The following is a 17,499-nucleotide window of genomic DNA, read 5'->3' as shown; positions in this document are numbered from 1 at the left end:
CTGATTTTAGAGAAAAAATCAGCGCATAAAAAGCCTCGTGTTGAATCGGTTTGTTAGTGAGGGGTAGAAACTACTCAGGTAGCACTCGAATGGTTTTGATTTTCTCTAGCAGCACAGACTTGTTAAAGGGCTTAGAGACGTAATCGTCCATACCACTGTCTGTGCAGCGCTGGATGTCATCATCGAGCACGCTAGCCGTAAGTGCGATAATTGGCGTTCGTGCCTTGTTGTACTGCTCCTCATACATGCGAAACTCTTCCGATGCGGTAAAACCGTCCTTCACTGGCATCATGCAGTCCATCAGCACCACGTGATATTCATTATTGTCATCGCACAACAAGTCCAACGCTTCTTGCCCATTGTTGGCTATGTCGACGTTATAGCCGGACTTTTTGAGTAATAAAGAGGCCACTTTTTGGTTAACCAGATTATCTTCTACCAGCAAGATGGATTGGTTATCGGGACTCTTTGCCACTTCTTGCATTGTCGCTTGGGTCGGCTTGACCCTAATATGGTCTTCGGGATCGCCGCTACCGACGACCTCGAGTTTTGGCTCTCTCGTTTTACCCATCGCTTGGTGCTGTTTTGGTGCATTAGAGAGTGCATCAATTAATCGAGCACCGAGTAGAGGGTAGGTGACCAATCCAGCAATCAGCCCCTGATAGTCACCCGCAGCTGCATTTTGTGGCTGAATTAGAACAATAGGAGTTGAAGACCAAGTGACGGCAAGTTTCATTAAGTCAGTACGAGCACGTTGGCTGTCACTCATACAATAAATGATGATGCTGTTGCTGGTAACATCCTTTATGTCACCGATCTGCGTGTGTATCACTTGGTGCTGTAAACCGAAGTGAGTGAGCTCATCGGTCACCGATTGGGCAAACTCTTGTTGATGGGTGACGATAACAAATTGCGTCTGATTCAACAGGGGTGACACCGGCGCTTTCTCCTGCGCAATACCTGACTCTATAGTGAAGTAGAAGCGGCTGCCTTTGCCTTTTTCTGAGTCGATCTCTATTCGTCCACCCATTAGCTCAACCAGTTGAGAAGAAATCGCCAATCCTAGACCGGTTCCTCCAAACTGGCGGGTGACCGAGCTGTCTTCTTGAGTAAAGGGCTTGAAGATAGAATCTTGTTTTTCTTTTTCGATACCAATTCCCGTGTCTTCGATAGCTATCGTCAGCGCACATCGCTCCACACCAATATGCTCAACATCGATGGTGATTCCCACATGTCCCTTACTGGTAAACTTGACGGCATTAGACATGAGGTTCATTAAGATCTGGCGCAGACGGTGATCATCGATAATGAGCATATGTGGCATGCCGCGTGTGAAGCGCACTTGAAGATCGAGATCTTTTTCTTTGGCTTTCGACATCACAATGGCGATCGTGTCATAGGCGATCTCACGTAAGTTTGAGCTATGAAGCGAGATGAGCAGGTTACCAGACTCGATCTTAGAGATATCTAAGATATCGTTGATCAAGATCAGCAGCGTCTGTGATGAAGTTTCAATGGTGTTCAGGTAATCGCGTTGCACGGGATCGAGTTGGGAATCCGACAAGATCCCTGACATGCCGATAATGCCATTTAAAGGGGTGCGTATTTCGTGGGACATGTTGGCTAAGAAGGAGCTTTTCGCGACATTGGCGCGCTCGGCTTCTTCTTTCGCTGCTATCATGCGTCGTTCATTCTCAAGGCGCTCTTCGATCAAGCGATTCATTTGCCCGCCAAAACGGCTAAATTCATCGTGCCCTTCGGTTGAAGCCAGTATGGTAGTATCACCGTCATGTTTCTCAATTTTTTCAAATGTCTCGAGTGTATTATTGAGGAAAAAGATGATGCGACGGGCGATGTTTAAGCTCAGTATGAGCAGTGTTAGCATCACAGAGACGGTAATCCCGATGGTGAGCCACAACCGAGTCTCTAGGGCACTGATTCCTAACCTCATTTCATTTGAAAGCTGTGTATTGATTTGCTCCGTTGCTTGCTGGATCAACTCTAAACGACGGTCTAGAGCCTTAACTCCTGCAATTATCTCCACAAGTTTGGGCTTTGCACCTTCGTCATTTAACACGCGATCGCGAAATTGAATACTCTCTATAAACGAGTCATCAGAAAAGGTTTTGAGTAGTAGGCTGACTTGTGAGGCATCAGCGTTGATATTCAAGAATCGGTCAATGAGATATTGTTGCCTTTCAAATAGAGTGCCCAATGCTTCGCGGCTTTCTTCATGATGTCCATGATTCACGCCGTGCCCTTCATAGATGTCTATATGAATAAACCAGTTCTCTTCGGTTGCCCAAAAGCGTATCCACTCTAGAGTGAATAGAGCATTAAGGTGAGATTCAATAGGGCGTGAGCCAGTATCGACTTTGACGCTTTCAAGTTTAGCAATGAGGGCAGAAATCAGCTCTTCGACCCAAGAGCTCCAATCTTCGAGATCTTCAATGTCAGTTACAAACTCTATTTCTGCTTGTGCCTCTCGAAGTTCGTTAAGCGTATTTTGGACGGTATCTATATCTGTCAGGTAATAAGCTTTGTCTAACACAAGTTGTAATTTATCGAGGCACTCGTCTAGTTTCGGAAAAATGACATTTTTATTACCGTCAAATGTTCGCTGCAGTTTTTCTAGTCGCGCTTGATGAAGAATAGCACTGTACTTTTCTATATAGCCAAGTGCTTGTGATTGATGGGAAAGTACCGACATTTGTTGCAGGTTTCTCTGTGTTCGGAACGCTTCCCAAGCGGAAAAGACCAAAATCACAATTAATGGTAAAACCGCCATTAAAATGATTCGAGTTTTGATCGACATCTTGTTTAAAGCATTCATATTCCAATTTCCTAGTGAATATTCTTGAACATCACTTTTTGTCAACTAATCTATCGTTAGTCTAGGAAAGGAATCCGCTATAGTGTAATAATAATGATTAAAAAACGGCATTCGCTCGAATGTACAAACCTCTCAAATATCATAGGCTTGTTGGTGGTTGGCCTCATGATTGTCATCGCCTCTTTGTATGCGCCTAAAGTGAGCGCGGCGGAGTCCTACGCCATTTTTTCAATGAATGCCAGCTTCAACGAGTTAAGCCGAAGCAAAGCGCGCATGCTGTACCGAGGAAAAACCAAGTCATTGCAAGGCAAACGCATAGAGTTGTCCGATTGGCCAGAGAGCTCTACTGAGCGTGCTGAGTTCTACCAATCGCTGCTGGGGAAAGATGTGGCACAGATGAATGCCTATTGGGCAAGCCTCTCTTTTTCTGGTAAAGCCCGCCCTCCAAAAGAAATCGATGCGGCTAATATTGATGCCATGATTGAGTGGTTGAGCCAAAAACCTGAACGGGTTGGCTATGCTCCTCTCAGTATGCTTCCAGATGGTGCCAACGTGCTGTACGTGGTTGAGGGGGGCAAATAATGATGAAGAAACTCTCTCAAACATTCATTTTAGCCTCAATATGCGTACCTGCTCACGCTGTCATAGATCTTACAGATACACTTTCATTTAGTGGCTTTGGCTCTACCTCTTGGGCGCGCTCAGATAATGAAACACCTTTATTCATTAATCGATTTATAAATAACGAAGACTGTTTTGATTGTGATACCACATTCGGTTTGCAGCTCGACTATTACAACAACGGATTTAAAGCGTCGGTTCAAGGGGTAAAAAGACCTCAAGACAACTGGAGCTCTCCATCACTTGAGTGGCTGTACGTTGGGTACGAGTTTGATAGTTTTGATATTCGAGCAGGCAGACAGAGATTGCCGTTGTTTTTAGCTTCTGAGTATTTTTATGTCGGTCAGGCTTTTGTCACTGCCCGCCCGCCAGTGGAGATCTATAGCGCGCTTTTGGGTATCACTGCTTACAATGGCGCAAGCGTGAATTGGAGATACGATATCAGTGACGCGCTTCAACTTTCATTGACTCCGTTTGTAGGTTTTAGTGACAAAACGGATGTGACACTTAACCCAAGTGTGCGTTTGGATTTTGAAACCCAAAACCTATGGGGACTAAATGCTCGCTTGATTGGTGATTACTATCTTTGGAATTTCGCCTATTTGGATGCCACCTACGATGTCACTGCGAACTTTCACATTCCGGGACTTCCGACGATGCTTCAACCGAAACCAGAAACGAATCGTGAGTCAGTGAAACAGTATACCGTGGGGACTGAATACGAGTTTGGTGCGTTAAAAGCGACGTTCGAGTTTCAGCGTTTAGAGAGTATTCGTATGGATTGGTACGGGCAACTAGGATATCGCCTTGCTCCATTTACGCCATATCTCGCTTATGGGCAGCTTTATCAAGACGATGAGCGTTCAAATGCGAGTGTCACTTTAGGCGTTAGGTATGACGTTCTTAGTTCTTTATCTATCAATGCAGAGTATCAGTACTTCCAAGTTCTTAACGATGGATCTGGTGTTTTTACTAGTGATCCCGGAGTAGATAATGATGCAAACCTGTTTACCATCATGGCAAGTTTCTCGTTCTAGTTACAGTTTGTCGCCGTAGAGTTCAGGTGACTAGTCGAGTAGGTATTTTGGGGCGGACTTTTGGTTTTACGAGTGATGAGAAAGCGGGCAATGACATAAAGAACTCGTTAAAGGAAGCGAAAGAAATGAAAAGCGTCAGACGGTCAATTTTTGGGTTACTGTGTACAACCCTCATTTCACTATCAGTGATTCTGCCTCTGGATAGCAGGGCATTTGCAGCGAACGAGTATGCTGTGTTTACGCTCGACCAAGATTTTGATTCGCTGAGTCGCAGTAAAGCGCGAATGCTGTATCGAGGTAAAGCAAAATCACTGCAAGGGAAGCGGATAGAATTAGCAGATTGGCCTGAAAAATCCCTCGAGCGATCAGAGTTTTACCGATCATTGCTTGGCAAAGATGTCGCACAAATGAACGCCTATTGGGCCAGCCTATCCTTCTCCGGCAAAGCGAGACCGCCTAAAGAAATTGATAGTGCAAGTGTTAGCACGTTGGTGGCGTGGCTAACTGAAAAACCCAACAGAATTGGCTATGCACCGCTGGATACGGTGCCGAGTGAAGCGAACATACTCTATGTGGTGAGTGAGGAGAAATAATAATGAAAAAACGACTTCTTGTTGTCGCACTTGGCGCATTATCTACTTCAGTGTCAGCAGCGATTGATATTAATGACAACCTTTCCGTGAGCGGATTCGGTTCTTTGTCTTGGGCACGCTCGGATAATGAAACCCCCTTGATGGTCAACCGCTCTATCAACGATGAAAACTGTTTTGACTGCGATACTATTTTAGGCTTGCAGCTTGACTACTACAACGATGCCTTTAACGCCTCCGTTCAAGTGGTAAAACGCCCTCAGGATAATTGGAGTGAGCCGCAGCTTGAGTGGGCCTACTTGGGTTACACGGTTGGCAGTGTCCAGGTTCGAGCGGGTCGGTTGAGATTGCCATTGTTCTTGCTGTCAGAGTACAACTACGTCGGCCATGCTTACAATACCGCTAGACCTCCAGAAGAGGTGTACAATGCGTTGGCTGGCGTCACGGCATACAACGGATTGAGTGCCGTATGGAATTACCCGCTGTCGGATAGCTTGCAGTTGACCGCCACTCCTTATATTGGTTTTAAAGACACCAACGACCTTCGCATTAATCCGCAACTGGTGGTGGAAGTAGAGACTCAATACTCAGGAGGTATTAACTTGGTTGCGGCAGGTGAATACTATCGCTGGAACTTCGCGTATTTAACCTCTAAATATGACCAGCGAACGGTTATCAACGGTGGGCAGTTGGTGTTGGATTCACCGGATACCACAACCGATATTTATACGTTAGGTGCAGAATATGAATTTGACGCACTTAAGCTGACTGCAGAGGGGCAAACCAACGACTTCAATTCATCTTGGTATGCAAGTGTGGCTTATCGTATCAACAAGCTGACTCCATACGCTGTGTATGGTCAGAGTTTAAAGAAAAGTGATGAGAATGACCCTTACAGTGGAAAAGACGGCGACAGTATTACACTTGGGCTTCGATATGATGTGCTGAATAACGTCTCTATAAACGGTGAGTGGCAGCGCTTCAAAAGCTATGGAGAAGATCCATTCGGTCGTCCGCTAAGTGGTCCTTTCATTCAGTCGCCCGGTCAAGACACCGATGCAAACCTCTACACCATCATGGTCAACTTTGTGTTCTAACTTGCATCCTCTGTACGATCAAAAAAGGCTCACTGAGTGAGCCTTTTCTTTCTTATTCGGTGGAATTATTTCTCACCTTTCTCCGCTACTTTCTCAAGCGCGAGCACTAGGCCGATACCTACCAACATCAGGACAACAGCAATCGCCAGTTGCGAAGGTTGACCGGTCACAGATTCAAAATTGAATGGTGATAGGTTTTCTTGGATAAGTGGTACCTGCTCACCTTTTGAGTTTGTGCGCCATGAGATAGTTTCTTTCCACGGCCAAAGCTTAGGCAAGGTGCCAAGCATGAGACCTGTAAGGAACACTAGCGCGAAGTCACGGAAACGCTTTAGTAACCAAGACAGCACGTGTGAGAACGATAGTAGACCAATCAAGCAGCCCATCGCAAAAATCACCATAACATCTAGCTGAAGACCTTTAACAGCACCTAATACCGGTGTGTACATGCCAAGCAATAGAAGAATAAAGCTGCCTGAGATACCTGGTAGAATCATCGCACAAATCGCAATACAGCCAGCAAAGAAGATGTTTAGGCTGGTTGGGTCCATTTGCAGTGGCTTAAGCACTGTAATGCTGTAGGCAAACACAGCGCCGAGTAATAAGAAAACAAAGCGAGACAGCGTCTTTTGCTCAACCTGCTTAATCATGTGGTACACCGATACCATGATTAGGCCAAAGAAAAATGACCATACTGGAATTGGATGCGTTTCTAACGCCCAAGAGATGAATTTGGCCAATGACAAGATTGACGTTAAGATGCCGCCAAACAGAGCGATGAGGAAAAAGCCATTGATGTGGTCAAATGCCGCTTTAAAGCCTTCACGTTTCCAGATTCCCAATAGACTTGGGTTTACGCGGCGAATACTCTCAAGTAGCGTATCGTAAATACCAGTAATAAAGGCGATCGTACCTCCCGATACCCCAGGTACAACGTCCGCTGCACCCATCGCCATTCCTTTTAAGAATGTAGTCAGATAGTTCTTCATGGTTTCTTCTTGGTTTAAAAAGTTGATGCAGAGTATATATGCATGCCCGTTGAAGTGCACGAGGCAATTGGTCTACACGCCTTACTGCTGAAAAGCCTATTTTGACAGTTTTTTCGGAAGCATATCGAATACTTGTCGCACCCATTTAGGCATATAGCCTTCGCCTTGCCCTCCTGAATAGGCGAGTGAACCTTGTTGATCCGCTTCCCCTGACTTCACTTCTTCGACCACTTCATGGAAGTCATTGAGCATTCGTTCGACTTGCTCATCGGAAATAGGATCAATGGCCAAGTGGATTGCGGGTGGCTGTGTATTGCCGAGTAGGCTCCAGCCTCGTTGGGACATGCCAGCCACGACTTTGGTGATATCTAGCGTAGGAGAGTCGATGATCAGTAGCGACAGATCTGTTTTAGCGGTGCGAAGGTCGGCGGAATCAGCCAAACCGTCAATGATCATCTGTTTGATGGTCATGATGCGTTTTGCGTTGTCAACGTAACCTTCTTCACCAAGGTAATTCATTACCGCCCAAGCCCCTGCTGTTGAGGCGAAGGTGCGGCTACCCCCTAATGATTGGGTAAAGTACGCACCACACGGCCAGTCATCAACGATAGTGTAGTGATGAAACTGCTCGTCACCACCGCGATACATCACAGTCGACATTGGTTTAGGCGCATAGCCGTATTTGTGCATGTCAGCAGAAATCGAGCGCACGCCCGGTACGGTAAAGTCCCAGTTCGGAAGCTCGTAGCCTGCCTTCTTGACGAAGGGGGCAAGGTAGCCACCCACACAGGCATCGACGTGAAGCCACAGACTTTTCTCTGTTGCTAGCTCAGACAGCTCTTCAATACGATCGTAAACACCGAATGGCCAACATGGCGCTGAGCCAACCAAACCTATGGTGTTCTCATTGATAGCGGCTTTGGTCGCTTTGATATCAACGCGGTTATCGGCAGCAACGGGCGTGCGAACAATCTTGATGCCGAAGTACTTGCCTCCGCGTGAGAATGCGGAGTGTGCGGAATAGGGCATGACTAACTCAGGCTCTTTGATGTGCGGCATGGTTTCACGAGCCCAGTCTCGCATTGCTTTCATGGCGCAGTAAATGGACTCAGAGCCTCCGGTGGTGAAGTTGGCGCGCATGTCGTCGCTGCCATGGAAGATTTCGCGGATCATCTCGATAAGCTCGTCTTCGATTTGGCCCGCAGGCTGGTTCATGAATGTGAATAGCGCGTTGAACGAGAAGAATTTGAGCGCCGCTTGTTCTACGATGTCCTGGATATCTTCACTGCCTTTTAGTGAGTACATACCAAAACGGCCGCCTTCGACGGGTACCATTTCTTGCTTGAGCTCATCGAGCTTATTGAGAACGTCTTCTTTGCCGTATCCAGTCTTAGGAAAATAGGATTGGTTGTGTTTCATGATTGGCATAGTGGTGACCTACTTATTCAAAAAATGGCTGCGATAGCCCATCATTAGGGCGGTGAGTTTAGATGCGGTGAGGGCGGTGATGTGATTGACATCATTAGCAGGGCAAAGCTCGACAATATCAAAACCACAAATGTTGCCTTCTGCGGCCTTGTTGAGTTCGAACAGGAGATCTTTTTGCTGTTTGAACGTCATTCCGCCTGACTCAGGGTGGGTCGTGCCCGGAACGTAAACCGCGTCCATACCATCGATATCGAGTGATACATAGGTTGGCACATTGGCATTAATCACTTCTTGCATGATCGTCTTTGCGCCGCGCGCGTCGACTTCGCTAACGGCTATGATTCGGATCCCCGCCTGTTTCGCGCGCCTAAATTCTGCGGCGGTAGAGTTGCGTGCACCGATAACGGTAATGTTTCGCACAAAAGGGAGCTTACGGATATGTGTGGTTTGAGTACCGTGATTAAACTCAGACTGCAACGGCATGTCCGCAAAGTCGAGGTGAGCATCAAAGTAGACAAAATCGATTTGGTGCCCACAATCTTCAAAACCACGCACCAGCGGGTAAGTGATGGAGTGATCGCCTCCGACAGTGATAGGTACGGCACCTGACTTTAAGATCGCTTTGACGCTATTTGTGATGCGGCTTCTGTTTAACTCTCCTTCTCCTGGGCTAATCACGACATCACCAATATCGCCGATTTTAATGCCTTCAAGTAGGGTTAAATCGGTATCGACATCGTAGAGCCCGACATCACCAATATCAAAGAAAATAGTCACAGGGTTATCTCGAAGGGCATTGGGCATCTCGGCTTGCCCTGCCTGAATGTAAGGGGCGAATGTACCTTCAGCGTAAGGAACGCCAAGCATCGCATAGTCGAGTTTGTGTTCAGCTAAGTTGTGGATGCGCTCTGCGCCCATAAAGGTGCGTGGAGAGGCATAGAAATTAGGGATCTTCTCAGACATAGAGTGGCCTATCGTGTCGTCGTGTTTTAAGCCTTTATCTTTGCAGTTTCCGAAGTTCAATAATTGACACTTTTTTAGAAAATTGACATTTTAGACATGTAGAGATTGATTTTTGAGACATGGATGAACTTACACGAACAAAACCACTATTTTGCTAAAGTGATCGTTCAGTACTTAATAGAGGTGCTTGAAAACGAGCGGCCGCCAATGGCTCTGTCACTTAAACGCCAACTGACAGAGCGTGTCAATAATCAGGCGGATATGGACTTGGTACAAGCTGAGCACTGGGTGCGCCATTACAATACATTCATACCAGGTCTGTACTTGAAACTTTATGAGCGCGTAACTGTGCAAGATTTTGGTTTATATGGCTACGTCGTTGGCGCCAGTTCTAGTGTTCGTATGGGCTTGACGCTTTCTCAGCAGTTTTTGGCGATGACGACGACATACTATGAAGAGTCGCTGGTGGAAGCGTCTGACTACTTAACGATAGTGCCAGGTATTGATGTTAATGATGATGCGGTGCAGCTACTCAGTGAAGACTTTGCCGCGGGGTATTGGGCTTTACTGATCCGAATCGTCCTTGGTCAGCGTGCGGATATGGACAAGCTGGTGCTCGATTTTTGCTATCCCGCGCCGCATTACGTTGAGCAGTATCGAGCTCTGTTTGCAGGTTGCACATTGCGTTTCAATCAGCCGCAAACGCTCATCAAACTCCCCACTAGTTGGCTTAATGATCCGATTTCACTCGAACATTCAAATATCGATCTTTTGCTATCTAACCCGTTGATATCGAATGATAGTCTTGATGGCAACAGGCTGACTGATATAGAACGAAGGGTGTCTGAAGTTGTGATTAGCTCGCACTTTACAAAAAGCACGGTGTCAGATGTTGCGTATGAGTTTTCCGTTACCCCAAGACAGCTACGTTTTTACTTACAACGCGCAGGGCTCAGCTTACGTGAAATCGTGTTGCGAGCTCGGATGACGCTAGCATCACAACTGCTAAAAAACACCGAGCTGGATATTGGTACCATCGCTGAAACTCTCAACTACAGTGAGGCTAGTGCTTTTGTACGTAGCTTTAAATCCTTTTACACCATTTCTCCTTTGCAGTATCGATTGCGAGAAAAATCCCCGTTTTAAGAGTTAGAAAGTAGAGTTCTGACTCCGCGTTTAGGCCTCATCATCTAATACGGCTCCTTAAACATAACGTGATACTAACTGTGCTTTTGTTAACGGTCACTCACTACATAACTTGCGTCGTTTTTTCAGTGTGTTAGGTTGGTTATGCAACTGGGTTGGTATTGTTTTGGATTCACGCTAACAAGTTACAGATTAAATGGCATTACAAGGAGTCAAGCCATGTATAAAAGCAAGTGGGTGTCAGTACTTTCTCTACTTTGGATAGTAGGATGTGGAGGCGGAGGTGGTGATGGTGAGGAAAATGGTGCACCTAAAGTTTCCATTCCAGAGGTCTACACTGACTATGCTATTACGGCTATCGATGGTTATTTGGTTGGCGCAACGGCTTGGCTAGATACAGGTGCAAGCGAAATTTCAGCACTCACACAAGCAAAAGGGATTGCAACGCTGCAAGTGCCAGACAGCCTTGATGCCTCACTTTATCCTGTGTACGTACAATCGCATGCTGGCGAGACCTTTGATCAAGGCTTTCAGCAATACGTGACACAGGACTTTTTAATGGTAGCGCCTCCAGGTCAGACGGTCGTCACACCGTTTACTACTTTACTGTACTTGAATACTCAGACAGGCATCGCTATCGAAAAGGCGAGAAGTCAACTCGCGGCTCAAATGCAGATAGATGCCGATTCGTTGTTTGGTGACTTTATTGCCAGTCAGAATGAGCGGATGACATTAATCGCCGAGGATTTGGTTCGTCTATCGCTGTTACCGAGTTCACCGAGTGAACTTGATGAGCAAATCAAGAATCCAGCAGACATTACCCGCGAGCTTCAAAACTATTCCGATATTCAATCTGATCCGGAACAGTTTGTTCACGTCGCCCGCAATTCCAGCAATGTGCTCGAGCGAGATACCGATGGGGACAAGGTTGCTGACAGTGATGACCCTGATATCGATGGAGATGGTGTGCCTAATGAAGATGATGCCAACCCATATAATATTGATAGGCATACATCCTTTCGCCCTACAGCATTGACGCTTTCATCCCCATTTAGTGACTCAATTGAAGCGGGACAGTGGCACTACTTTGTGGTTGAGACACCTGAAGATATTTTACTCAATATTGGCTTGTCGCAACTTTCTGGAGATGTTGACCTTTACGTCAGTCAAACAGCGATACCGACTAAGTTTGACTATGACTGTCGTTCAAACCAGAGTGCTTCAGTTGATGAGACCTGTTTGCAGAGGTTACAAACAGGGAGCCGGCATTTCATCGCGCTTTCGGCTTTGGATAACGCTGAGTATCAGCTCACCGCAAAACTGGACACTATAGAGATAGCGAAAGCGACACTTTGGCTGCATGGTCTCGCTTCGGATTCTTCAACATGGAAAGCTATCATTGATGATGACAGCTTCTATGCGGGAAAGTGTCAAACTCTGACATGGCAAGAGAGCATCACTACTCTTCCTGATTTTAATGATCGCAAAGAGTCTTGCTTTAGCTTAGATTTTGGTGGCTTTGATCGCTATGGCAATTTGGCACCTACAGGTTTAGATGGGAAAACCTGTGAATTAACAACTGGATGCAATGGAGATTATTCGCACTTTGATTCGCTTGGCAAGGAGGTCGAGGAGGCAATAGGTCAAATAGTTGATCAGTTTGGCATTGACACTGAAGTAGTGCTCATTGGTCACAGTCGTGGAGGTTTAGCTGCGCGGGCGTATATCCAAAGTGTTGATTCAAAGTTCAAGGAACATGTAAAAGCGCTGATTACAACAGGAACTCCGCATCAAGGCTCGCCGCTTGGTCGATTTTATAAGTTCATGGAGCTCCACTGTATTCCTCAAACCGTCCACGACGACGATGGAGGGGTATGTGAAGACAACTGGGAAGTAATAAAAATGATGGCGGGAGAGCGCTGGTATTTTGGGAAAAAGATACTAGACCTCAGAGCACCAGGTATTGACTTTTTGTCTCCTGATGCTCCTTCTATGACAAACTTAAACAGTGACGTTTTACCTCTAGATGAAGTAGCTCTGGCAGAGCTCACGTACAGTGGGACAAGGTTTGGTATTTTAGATACTGATGTAGATATTGTGGGTGTTTATGACCTCTATGACTATGGAGCTTTTTTAGGTGGCGATCATCCCCACCCTAGCACACTGCGCTACGTAGAAAGTGGTGAGACTAGAGATAACTTGGTTGGTGATGGCATCGTGCCATTGGCGAGCCAAAAGTTGAGCCTAATACTAGAGCAATACGGTCAGACCGTTGATTTTTCGTCTAACAATAACAGTCTCAATGTTGTACATATCGATGAAACCAAGCAAGTGACAGATATCTTCGACACCTATATGGAAGTTTCAGATGCAATTGGTTGGAGCAATACAAAATGAATCAAGCAGTGAAACGTACCATATTGCTCGCTGGGTTTTTGGGTTGTGTTTACGTGGTGAGTACATGGGGCGGTAGAGTCGATGAGCCTAGGAAAGAAGAGGTCGAAAGCCTGTTCACGCAGGATACCGTTGCACCTTTGAACACTGTGAGTTCCATGTTAAGCAAAGACAGTATCGAGACCGTTGAATCAGATGCAACAATGGAAACAGTTTGGTCGTCGGAGTCGCTCTGGCAAACTCTTTTAGACACTCGCGCTGAGGGCAATCAAAGCTTCGATATCGAAAAGCGCCTAATTGAAGCACTAAAGCGAAAACCTAATACTGCTGTCTACAATGAGATTAGGGCAAAGTTGTTGCTCCCAGATGATGGACAGCGCACCCATGAATACCTCCTCAGCTTGTTAGCGTCGATTAATACACCAGAATCGGTCGCTGTCTTGCTAGAAGCGTTGGGAGCACTTGTTGAACCCAGCTCTGATACCATTTACGCGGCTAAGCAATCATTGCGATACATCACGAGGAGCGACCGTCATATGGAGCAGTTGAAGGCCAGCTTTGCCAAGCTGCCCAATGATAGCCTTTATTTGGGAGATCTGGCTCGTGGCATCGCTCAAAATGCTGCTGAAAGTGACCTAGAGTTTTTAATTGCCGTCGCCGGTGGGAGTAATAGTGAACAACAGGATAGTAAGGTTGGGTGGGCGCTGTCTAGTATGTCTTACTTAAGCAATGAGCGTTTGGTACCGCAACTTAAAGATGTGATCGCCAGTAAAGAGTCTACTCCTGCATTAGTTGACGCCTCGTTGGAATCTCTAGCGATGATGGGGCAGTATGAAGCGGGCGTGGCACTAATCGAATGGAGCACCATACAAAGTGCATCAGCCCTACCGCGAGTAGAGCAACTTATAGTGAAGGCACAGTCTAGAAGCCCCTCTATGACTCGAGCGATAGATAAAACACTGCATCGGCAAGACTTTAATAGTGAAGAAGTTAGATCCATGATTGAGCGATTACATAAAAACTCTGAGTGATGTGTTAGAAGGCTGTTTAACGCAGTGTTTGAACCTCTCTATAAGTGACTACTTAACTAAATATAGATTTGGTCGTCTACGTGGCGGCGCTTTTTGTGGCGGCGTTGGTTGCTCTGCGGCAGAAACGCTTTCAACGGATTCGGTGGTCACTTTGACTTCTTCAGTATCTGCTTTTGGCTGAACAAGCAAATGGCGCAAGTTCGCGATACACGTGATTGATGCGACAAGAGCAAAAACTATTGATGGGGCTCCACCCAGTATATCCATAAAGAAGATTGCGGCTGCGACAACGACGAAAGAACCGAGAGCGGCGTTGATGTTTGCTTGGCGAGGCGTACAGCTTGTACTTGTTAATTCCATTTTTTATCACCATCTGAATCAGTGTTAAAACGACTGCGGACAAGGCAATGTTAAAACATTTGATTCACAAAAAACTCCTAGCTAATCAACAAATACAGAATTCAATTGGCTCAATCGCACAGTTTAGCCATTCGGTCATGGCTACCGTTCAAATCCCTCGATAAGCACTCAGTCAAGCCTTGACCCCTAGGCGCTTTTTCAGCACTTTCCATCGCGCGGCTAAGAGTAATACAGCGATGAGCATGTAGATGATTGGCTCCGCCACCTCTGATTTAACTGACCAATAAAAGTGGATAGGCGCTAGTATCGCCGCCAAATAAACCCAGTTGTGCAGCTTTTGCCACTTTGAACCAAGCTTACGCATCATGGCTTGTGTTGATGTGACCGATAGCAGCAGCAAAATTATCCAGACAGCAGCACCCACAGTTAAGTAAGGTCGCTTCACTATCTCAGAGGCGAGTAGGCTCCAGTCTAATCCGAGATCTAATGTCGCAAAGGCAATCAGATGCAGCACCGCCCAAAAGAAGCTATAGAGCCCAAGTAATCTTCTGACTCGGACAAGCAATCCTTGTTTGCTCCAACGTGCTAGCGGTGAAACCAGTAAGGTGAGAAGCAGGGTATTGAGCGCACTGATGCCAGTGAAATGAATGATGTACTGTACTGGGTCACCACCTAAGCTGTCATTGATGATGGCTATCACTAATAACGCAAAAAAGCCGAGCGACACCGTATGAATAAGTACCTTTAGCGCGATAATCGACTTAGGAGAAAGCTTCATCAATAAAACTTCCTCAAGTCCATATCTTTGTATAGACGTGCTACCTCTTCTTCATACCCATTGAACATCAAAGTTGGCTGTCTGCGACTGCTCAGCACGCTTCCTTCACCAATAAAGCGCTCGCTCGCTTGACTCCATCTTGGATGATCGACTTGTGGATTGACGTTGGCATAAAAGCCATACTCGCTTGGTGCAGAGCGGTTCCAGGTTGTTGGCGGCTCTTTGTCAGTAAGGCGAATACGAACAATCGACTTAATGCTTTTAAAACCGTACTTCCATGGCACGACAAGCCTTAGTGGTGCACCGTTTTGCGGGGCAAGCGTTTTTCCGTAAAGCCCAACAGAGATAAGCGTGAGCGGGTTCATCGCTTCATCGAGTCTTAGTCCCTCGACATAAGGGTAATCAATACTGCTCCATGAGCGCTGAGCGGGAAACTGCTTTGGATCGTAAAGCGTTTCGAATGCCAGGTATTTCGCACCGCTTTGAGGATCTGCCATTTTAATCAGGTCGGCTAGGGGAAAACCATTCCATGGAATGTTCATCGACCAAGCCTCGACGCAGCGCAATCGGTAGATACGCTCCTCAAGCGTAAACTTGTTAAAAATGTCATCGTAGTCGAGCTTGATTGGGTTATTGACCAAGCCATCGATCTCCACTGTCCATGGGTCGGTGATAAACTCAGATGAGTTGTTGGCTGGGTCGGCTTTGTCGGTGCCAAATTCGTAAAAGTTATTGTATTTAAGTACCTTGCTTTCGGGAGTGAGAGATAATTTTGCTTGGTATTGCTCGGGCTTAGTGACAGAAAGATCGATTCTAGGGTCAGCTGTTGCTTTGGTTTCACTGGAAGAGAAAATGTCAAAGATGCCCGCCTGCGCATTGGCAGCAAGCGGCATTCCCACTACGGCAATCCCGAGTTTTTTCAATATCTCACGACGCTCTTTGTACACAGACTCTGGCGTCGCGTCGTTCTCAGATAATGCCCAGCGATGATTCTTCTTGATTAACATACTCTTCCCCTGATGAAGCCTGCGTGTTTGCAAGCGACGAATTTGTCGTTTATAGGCTTAATCAGACCGAGTTAGAGCAAAAAGTCTTTCACTTTTTATGGCGCTTCTCGAGTTTGGGGGCAGTTCATCGATGATTTTTTAGTTTTTGCCGAGCTTTTTAAGAAATTAAAAGCATCCTTTTTATACCTCATACGTGTTGTTCATAGAGGCCTATCTAAAGGAACACATGATGTTGGATGTTTTTACCCAGCTAGCAGACTGGCTTGCCTATTCTTTACTTGGACTTTCTCCATCTACGTCGGTAGGCATTGGCGTTCATTTTTTTATTGAAGACACCAGTAAGATTTTGGTGCTCCTTGTTGTGCTCATTTACGTTATCTCTCTGATACGGGCTGCGCTAAGTACAGAAAAAGTCAGAGATTACCTCCAAGGTAAACATAGAGGAGTGGGGTATGGTTTAGGGGCGATGTTTGGCGCTGTGACACCTTTTTGCTCCTGCAGCTCAATTCCTTTGTTTATGGGGTTTGTGTCTGCTCGCATCCCTATTGGAATTACCATTGCTTTTCTTATCACTTCACCGCTTATCAATGAAGTGGTCGTCATCATGCTTGGTAGCATTCTTGGTATTAAGTTTACGCTGCTTTATGTTGTGACTGGGCTCTCTCTAGGCATTCTTGCTGGCATTCTAGTGGACGCCCTTAAAGCATACCGCTGGCTGCAACCTTTTCTCGCAAAGGTTTACCTTCAAGAAAGCCCATCAGTTGAACCCAATAACGCAGCTCAAAGCACGCCTAAGATGACCTTTCAGCAGCGACACCAGTTTGCAGCCAATGAGACGGGCACGATTGTTAAACGCATTTGGAAATGGGTGATTATCGGCGTTGGGATTGGTGCCTTCATTCATGGTTTTGTGCCCGCCGAGTGGTTTGAACAGAACTTATCAGATGGCCAGTGGTGGACGGTACCGCTCGCGACGGTGAGTGCCATACCTATTTACACCAATGCTTCTGGGGTCGTGCCCATTATGGCTTCTTTGATTGAAAAAGGGATGCCTTTAGGGACAACCTTAGCATTCTGCATGGGGGCGGTAGCCGTGAGTCTGCCTGAGTTTATGATGCTAAAACAAGTCATGCAGTATCGCTTTCTGGCGCTAATTGTAGGCTACTTGTTTATTGCGATTTCCATCGTGGGGTGGGTATTTAATGCTTATTACTAATGTGATTAA

At 46.2% G+C, this 17,499-nt stretch carries 15 protein-coding genes; 8 read left to right on the top strand and 7 right to left on the bottom strand.

Annotated elements, in window-relative coordinates; translation table 11 throughout:
* Positions 1 to 70 precede the first annotated feature (70 nt).
* Complete coding sequence (locus AAA946_RS22810) at positions 71 to 2,833, bottom strand: hybrid sensor histidine kinase/response regulator (protein ID WP_338167028.1); 2,763 nt, start codon at positions 2,831 to 2,833, stop codon at positions 71 to 73.
* Between the two features lie 165 nt (positions 2,834 to 2,998).
* Between AAA946_RS22810 and AAA946_RS22805 the strand changes: the two genes are divergently transcribed.
* The 4 genes from AAA946_RS22805 (at position 2,999) to AAA946_RS22790 (ending at position 6,178) form a co-directional block, all read left to right on the top strand.
* Entirely contained in the window at positions 2,999 to 3,415 is a 417-nt protein-coding gene (locus AAA946_RS22805) for a hypothetical protein (protein WP_338167027.1), read from the top strand.
* A gap of 2 nt (positions 3,416 to 3,417) precedes the next feature.
* Positions 3,418 to 4,491 carry a porin gene (locus AAA946_RS22800; RefSeq protein ID WP_338167229.1) on the top strand — a complete coding sequence of 358 codons (1,074 nt, stop codon included), beginning with the start codon at positions 3,418 to 3,420 and terminating at the stop codon, positions 4,489 to 4,491.
* A gap of 125 nt (positions 4,492 to 4,616) precedes the next feature.
* Positions 4,617 to 5,084 (top strand): hypothetical protein, encoded by a 468-nt coding sequence (locus AAA946_RS22795; RefSeq protein WP_338167026.1) that lies wholly within the window; start codon positions 4,617 to 4,619, stop codon positions 5,082 to 5,084.
* 2 nt (positions 5,085 to 5,086) lie between these two features.
* Positions 5,087 to 6,178 carry a sulfate ABC transporter permease gene (locus AAA946_RS22790; protein WP_338167025.1) on the top strand — a complete coding sequence of 364 codons (1,092 nt, stop codon included), beginning with the start codon at positions 5,087 to 5,089 and terminating at the stop codon, positions 6,176 to 6,178.
* A 65-nt stretch (positions 6,179 to 6,243) separates the two neighbouring features.
* Here AAA946_RS22790 and AAA946_RS22785 read toward each other — a convergent pair whose 3' ends face one another.
* From AAA946_RS22785 to AAA946_RS22775, 3 genes are all read right to left on the bottom strand, one after another.
* The gene (locus AAA946_RS22785; RefSeq protein WP_112479719.1) at positions 6,244 to 7,167 is read right to left on the bottom strand and encodes a DUF368 domain-containing protein; all 924 of its coding nucleotides are present in this window, start codon (positions 7,165 to 7,167) and stop codon (positions 6,244 to 6,246) included.
* 96 nt (positions 7,168 to 7,263) lie between these two features.
* Positions 7,264 to 8,595 carry a pyridoxal phosphate-dependent decarboxylase family protein gene (locus tag AAA946_RS22780; protein WP_338167024.1) on the bottom strand — a complete coding sequence of 444 codons (1,332 nt, stop codon included), beginning with the start codon at positions 8,593 to 8,595 and terminating at the stop codon, positions 7,264 to 7,266.
* 9 nt (positions 8,596 to 8,604) lie between these two features.
* The gene (locus tag AAA946_RS22775) at positions 8,605 to 9,558 is read right to left on the bottom strand and encodes an arginase family protein (RefSeq protein ID WP_338167023.1); all 954 of its coding nucleotides are present in this window, start codon (positions 9,556 to 9,558) and stop codon (positions 8,605 to 8,607) included.
* A 123-nt stretch (positions 9,559 to 9,681) separates the two neighbouring features.
* Between AAA946_RS22775 and AAA946_RS22770 the strand changes: the two genes are divergently transcribed.
* The 3 genes from AAA946_RS22770 to AAA946_RS22760 all read left to right on the top strand — a co-directional run bounded on the left by AAA946_RS22770 (position 9,682) and on the right by AAA946_RS22760 (position 14,129).
* Positions 9,682 to 10,704, top strand: a complete 1,023-nt coding sequence (locus AAA946_RS22770) for an AraC family transcriptional regulator (RefSeq protein WP_338167022.1) — start codon at positions 9,682 to 9,684, stop codon at positions 10,702 to 10,704.
* Between the two features lie 219 nt (positions 10,705 to 10,923).
* Positions 10,924 to 13,101 (top strand): PGAP1-like alpha/beta domain-containing protein, encoded by a 2,178-nt coding sequence (locus AAA946_RS22765; protein WP_338167021.1) that lies wholly within the window; start codon positions 10,924 to 10,926, stop codon positions 13,099 to 13,101.
* A complete protein-coding gene (locus AAA946_RS22760; protein WP_338167020.1) occupies positions 13,098 to 14,129 on the top strand; it encodes a hypothetical protein in 1,032 nt (343 codons plus the stop codon). Before AAA946_RS22765 ends, AAA946_RS22760 begins: the two co-directional genes overlap by 4 nt.
* A 48-nt stretch (positions 14,130 to 14,177) precedes the next feature.
* On the opposite strand, the gene AAA946_RS22755 is transcribed toward AAA946_RS22760, so the two are convergent.
* From AAA946_RS22755 to msrP, 3 genes are all read right to left on the bottom strand, one after another.
* Positions 14,178 to 14,489, bottom strand: a complete 312-nt coding sequence (locus AAA946_RS22755; RefSeq protein WP_338167019.1) for a hypothetical protein — start codon at positions 14,487 to 14,489, stop codon at positions 14,178 to 14,180.
* Between the two features lie 172 nt (positions 14,490 to 14,661).
* Positions 14,662 to 15,270, bottom strand: coding sequence for a protein-methionine-sulfoxide reductase heme-binding subunit MsrQ (gene msrQ / locus AAA946_RS22750; RefSeq protein WP_338167018.1), 609 nt, complete (start codon positions 15,268 to 15,270; stop codon positions 14,662 to 14,664).
* Positions 15,267 to 16,274, bottom strand: coding sequence for a protein-methionine-sulfoxide reductase catalytic subunit MsrP (gene msrP / locus AAA946_RS22745; RefSeq protein ID WP_338167017.1), 1,008 nt, complete (start codon positions 16,272 to 16,274; stop codon positions 15,267 to 15,269). Before msrP ends, msrQ begins: the two co-directional genes overlap by 4 nt.
* A 229-nt stretch (positions 16,275 to 16,503) precedes the next feature.
* On the opposite strand from msrP, the gene AAA946_RS22740 reads away from it, so the two are divergent.
* Positions 16,504 to 17,490 (top strand): permease, encoded by a 987-nt coding sequence (locus tag AAA946_RS22740; RefSeq protein WP_338167228.1) that lies wholly within the window; start codon positions 16,504 to 16,506, stop codon positions 17,488 to 17,490.
* Positions 17,491 to 17,499 lie beyond the last annotated feature (9 nt).

The organism is Vibrio sp. 10N (assembly GCF_036245475.1).
Taxonomy (GTDB): Bacteria; Pseudomonadota; Gammaproteobacteria; order Enterobacterales; family Vibrionaceae; genus Vibrio.
Note: the sequence above shows the minus strand (reverse complement) of the source record. Positions and strands in the feature narration are given on the sequence as shown.

What these genes read in the sequence shown, in the direction of transcription:
- AAA946_RS22810 (WP_338167028.1), bottom strand. Translation starts at nt 2,833, where the DNA reads ATGAATGCTTTAAACAAGATGTCGATCAAAACTCGAATCATTTTAATG.
- AAA946_RS22805 (WP_338167027.1), top strand. Translation starts at nt 2,999, where the DNA reads ATGATTGTCATCGCCTCTTTGTATGCGCCTAAAGTGAGCGCGGCGGAG.
- AAA946_RS22800 (WP_338167229.1), top strand. Translation starts at nt 3,418, where the DNA reads ATGAAGAAACTCTCTCAAACATTCATTTTAGCCTCAATATGCGTACCT.
- AAA946_RS22795 (WP_338167026.1), top strand. Translation starts at nt 4,617, where the DNA reads ATGAAAAGCGTCAGACGGTCAATTTTTGGGTTACTGTGTACAACCCTC.
- AAA946_RS22790 (WP_338167025.1), top strand. Translation starts at nt 5,087, where the DNA reads ATGAAAAAACGACTTCTTGTTGTCGCACTTGGCGCATTATCTACTTCA.
- AAA946_RS22785 (WP_112479719.1), bottom strand. Translation starts at nt 7,167, where the DNA reads ATGAAGAACTATCTGACTACATTCTTAAAAGGAATGGCGATGGGTGCA.
- AAA946_RS22780 (WP_338167024.1), bottom strand. Translation starts at nt 8,595, where the DNA reads ATGCCAATCATGAAACACAACCAATCCTATTTTCCTAAGACTGGATAC.
- AAA946_RS22775 (WP_338167023.1), bottom strand. Translation starts at nt 9,558, where the DNA reads ATGTCTGAGAAGATCCCTAATTTCTATGCCTCTCCACGCACCTTTATG.
- AAA946_RS22770 (WP_338167022.1), top strand. Translation starts at nt 9,682, where the DNA reads ATGAACTTACACGAACAAAACCACTATTTTGCTAAAGTGATCGTTCAG.
- AAA946_RS22765 (WP_338167021.1), top strand. Translation starts at nt 10,924, where the DNA reads ATGTATAAAAGCAAGTGGGTGTCAGTACTTTCTCTACTTTGGATAGTA.
- AAA946_RS22760 (WP_338167020.1), top strand. Translation starts at nt 13,098, where the DNA reads ATGAATCAAGCAGTGAAACGTACCATATTGCTCGCTGGGTTTTTGGGT.
- AAA946_RS22755 (WP_338167019.1), bottom strand. Translation starts at nt 14,489, where the DNA reads ATGGAATTAACAAGTACAAGCTGTACGCCTCGCCAAGCAAACATCAAC.
- msrP (WP_338167017.1), bottom strand. Translation starts at nt 16,274, where the DNA reads ATGTTAATCAAGAAGAATCATCGCTGGGCATTATCTGAGAACGACGCG.
- AAA946_RS22740 (WP_338167228.1), top strand. Translation starts at nt 16,504, where the DNA reads ATGTTGGATGTTTTTACCCAGCTAGCAGACTGGCTTGCCTATTCTTTA.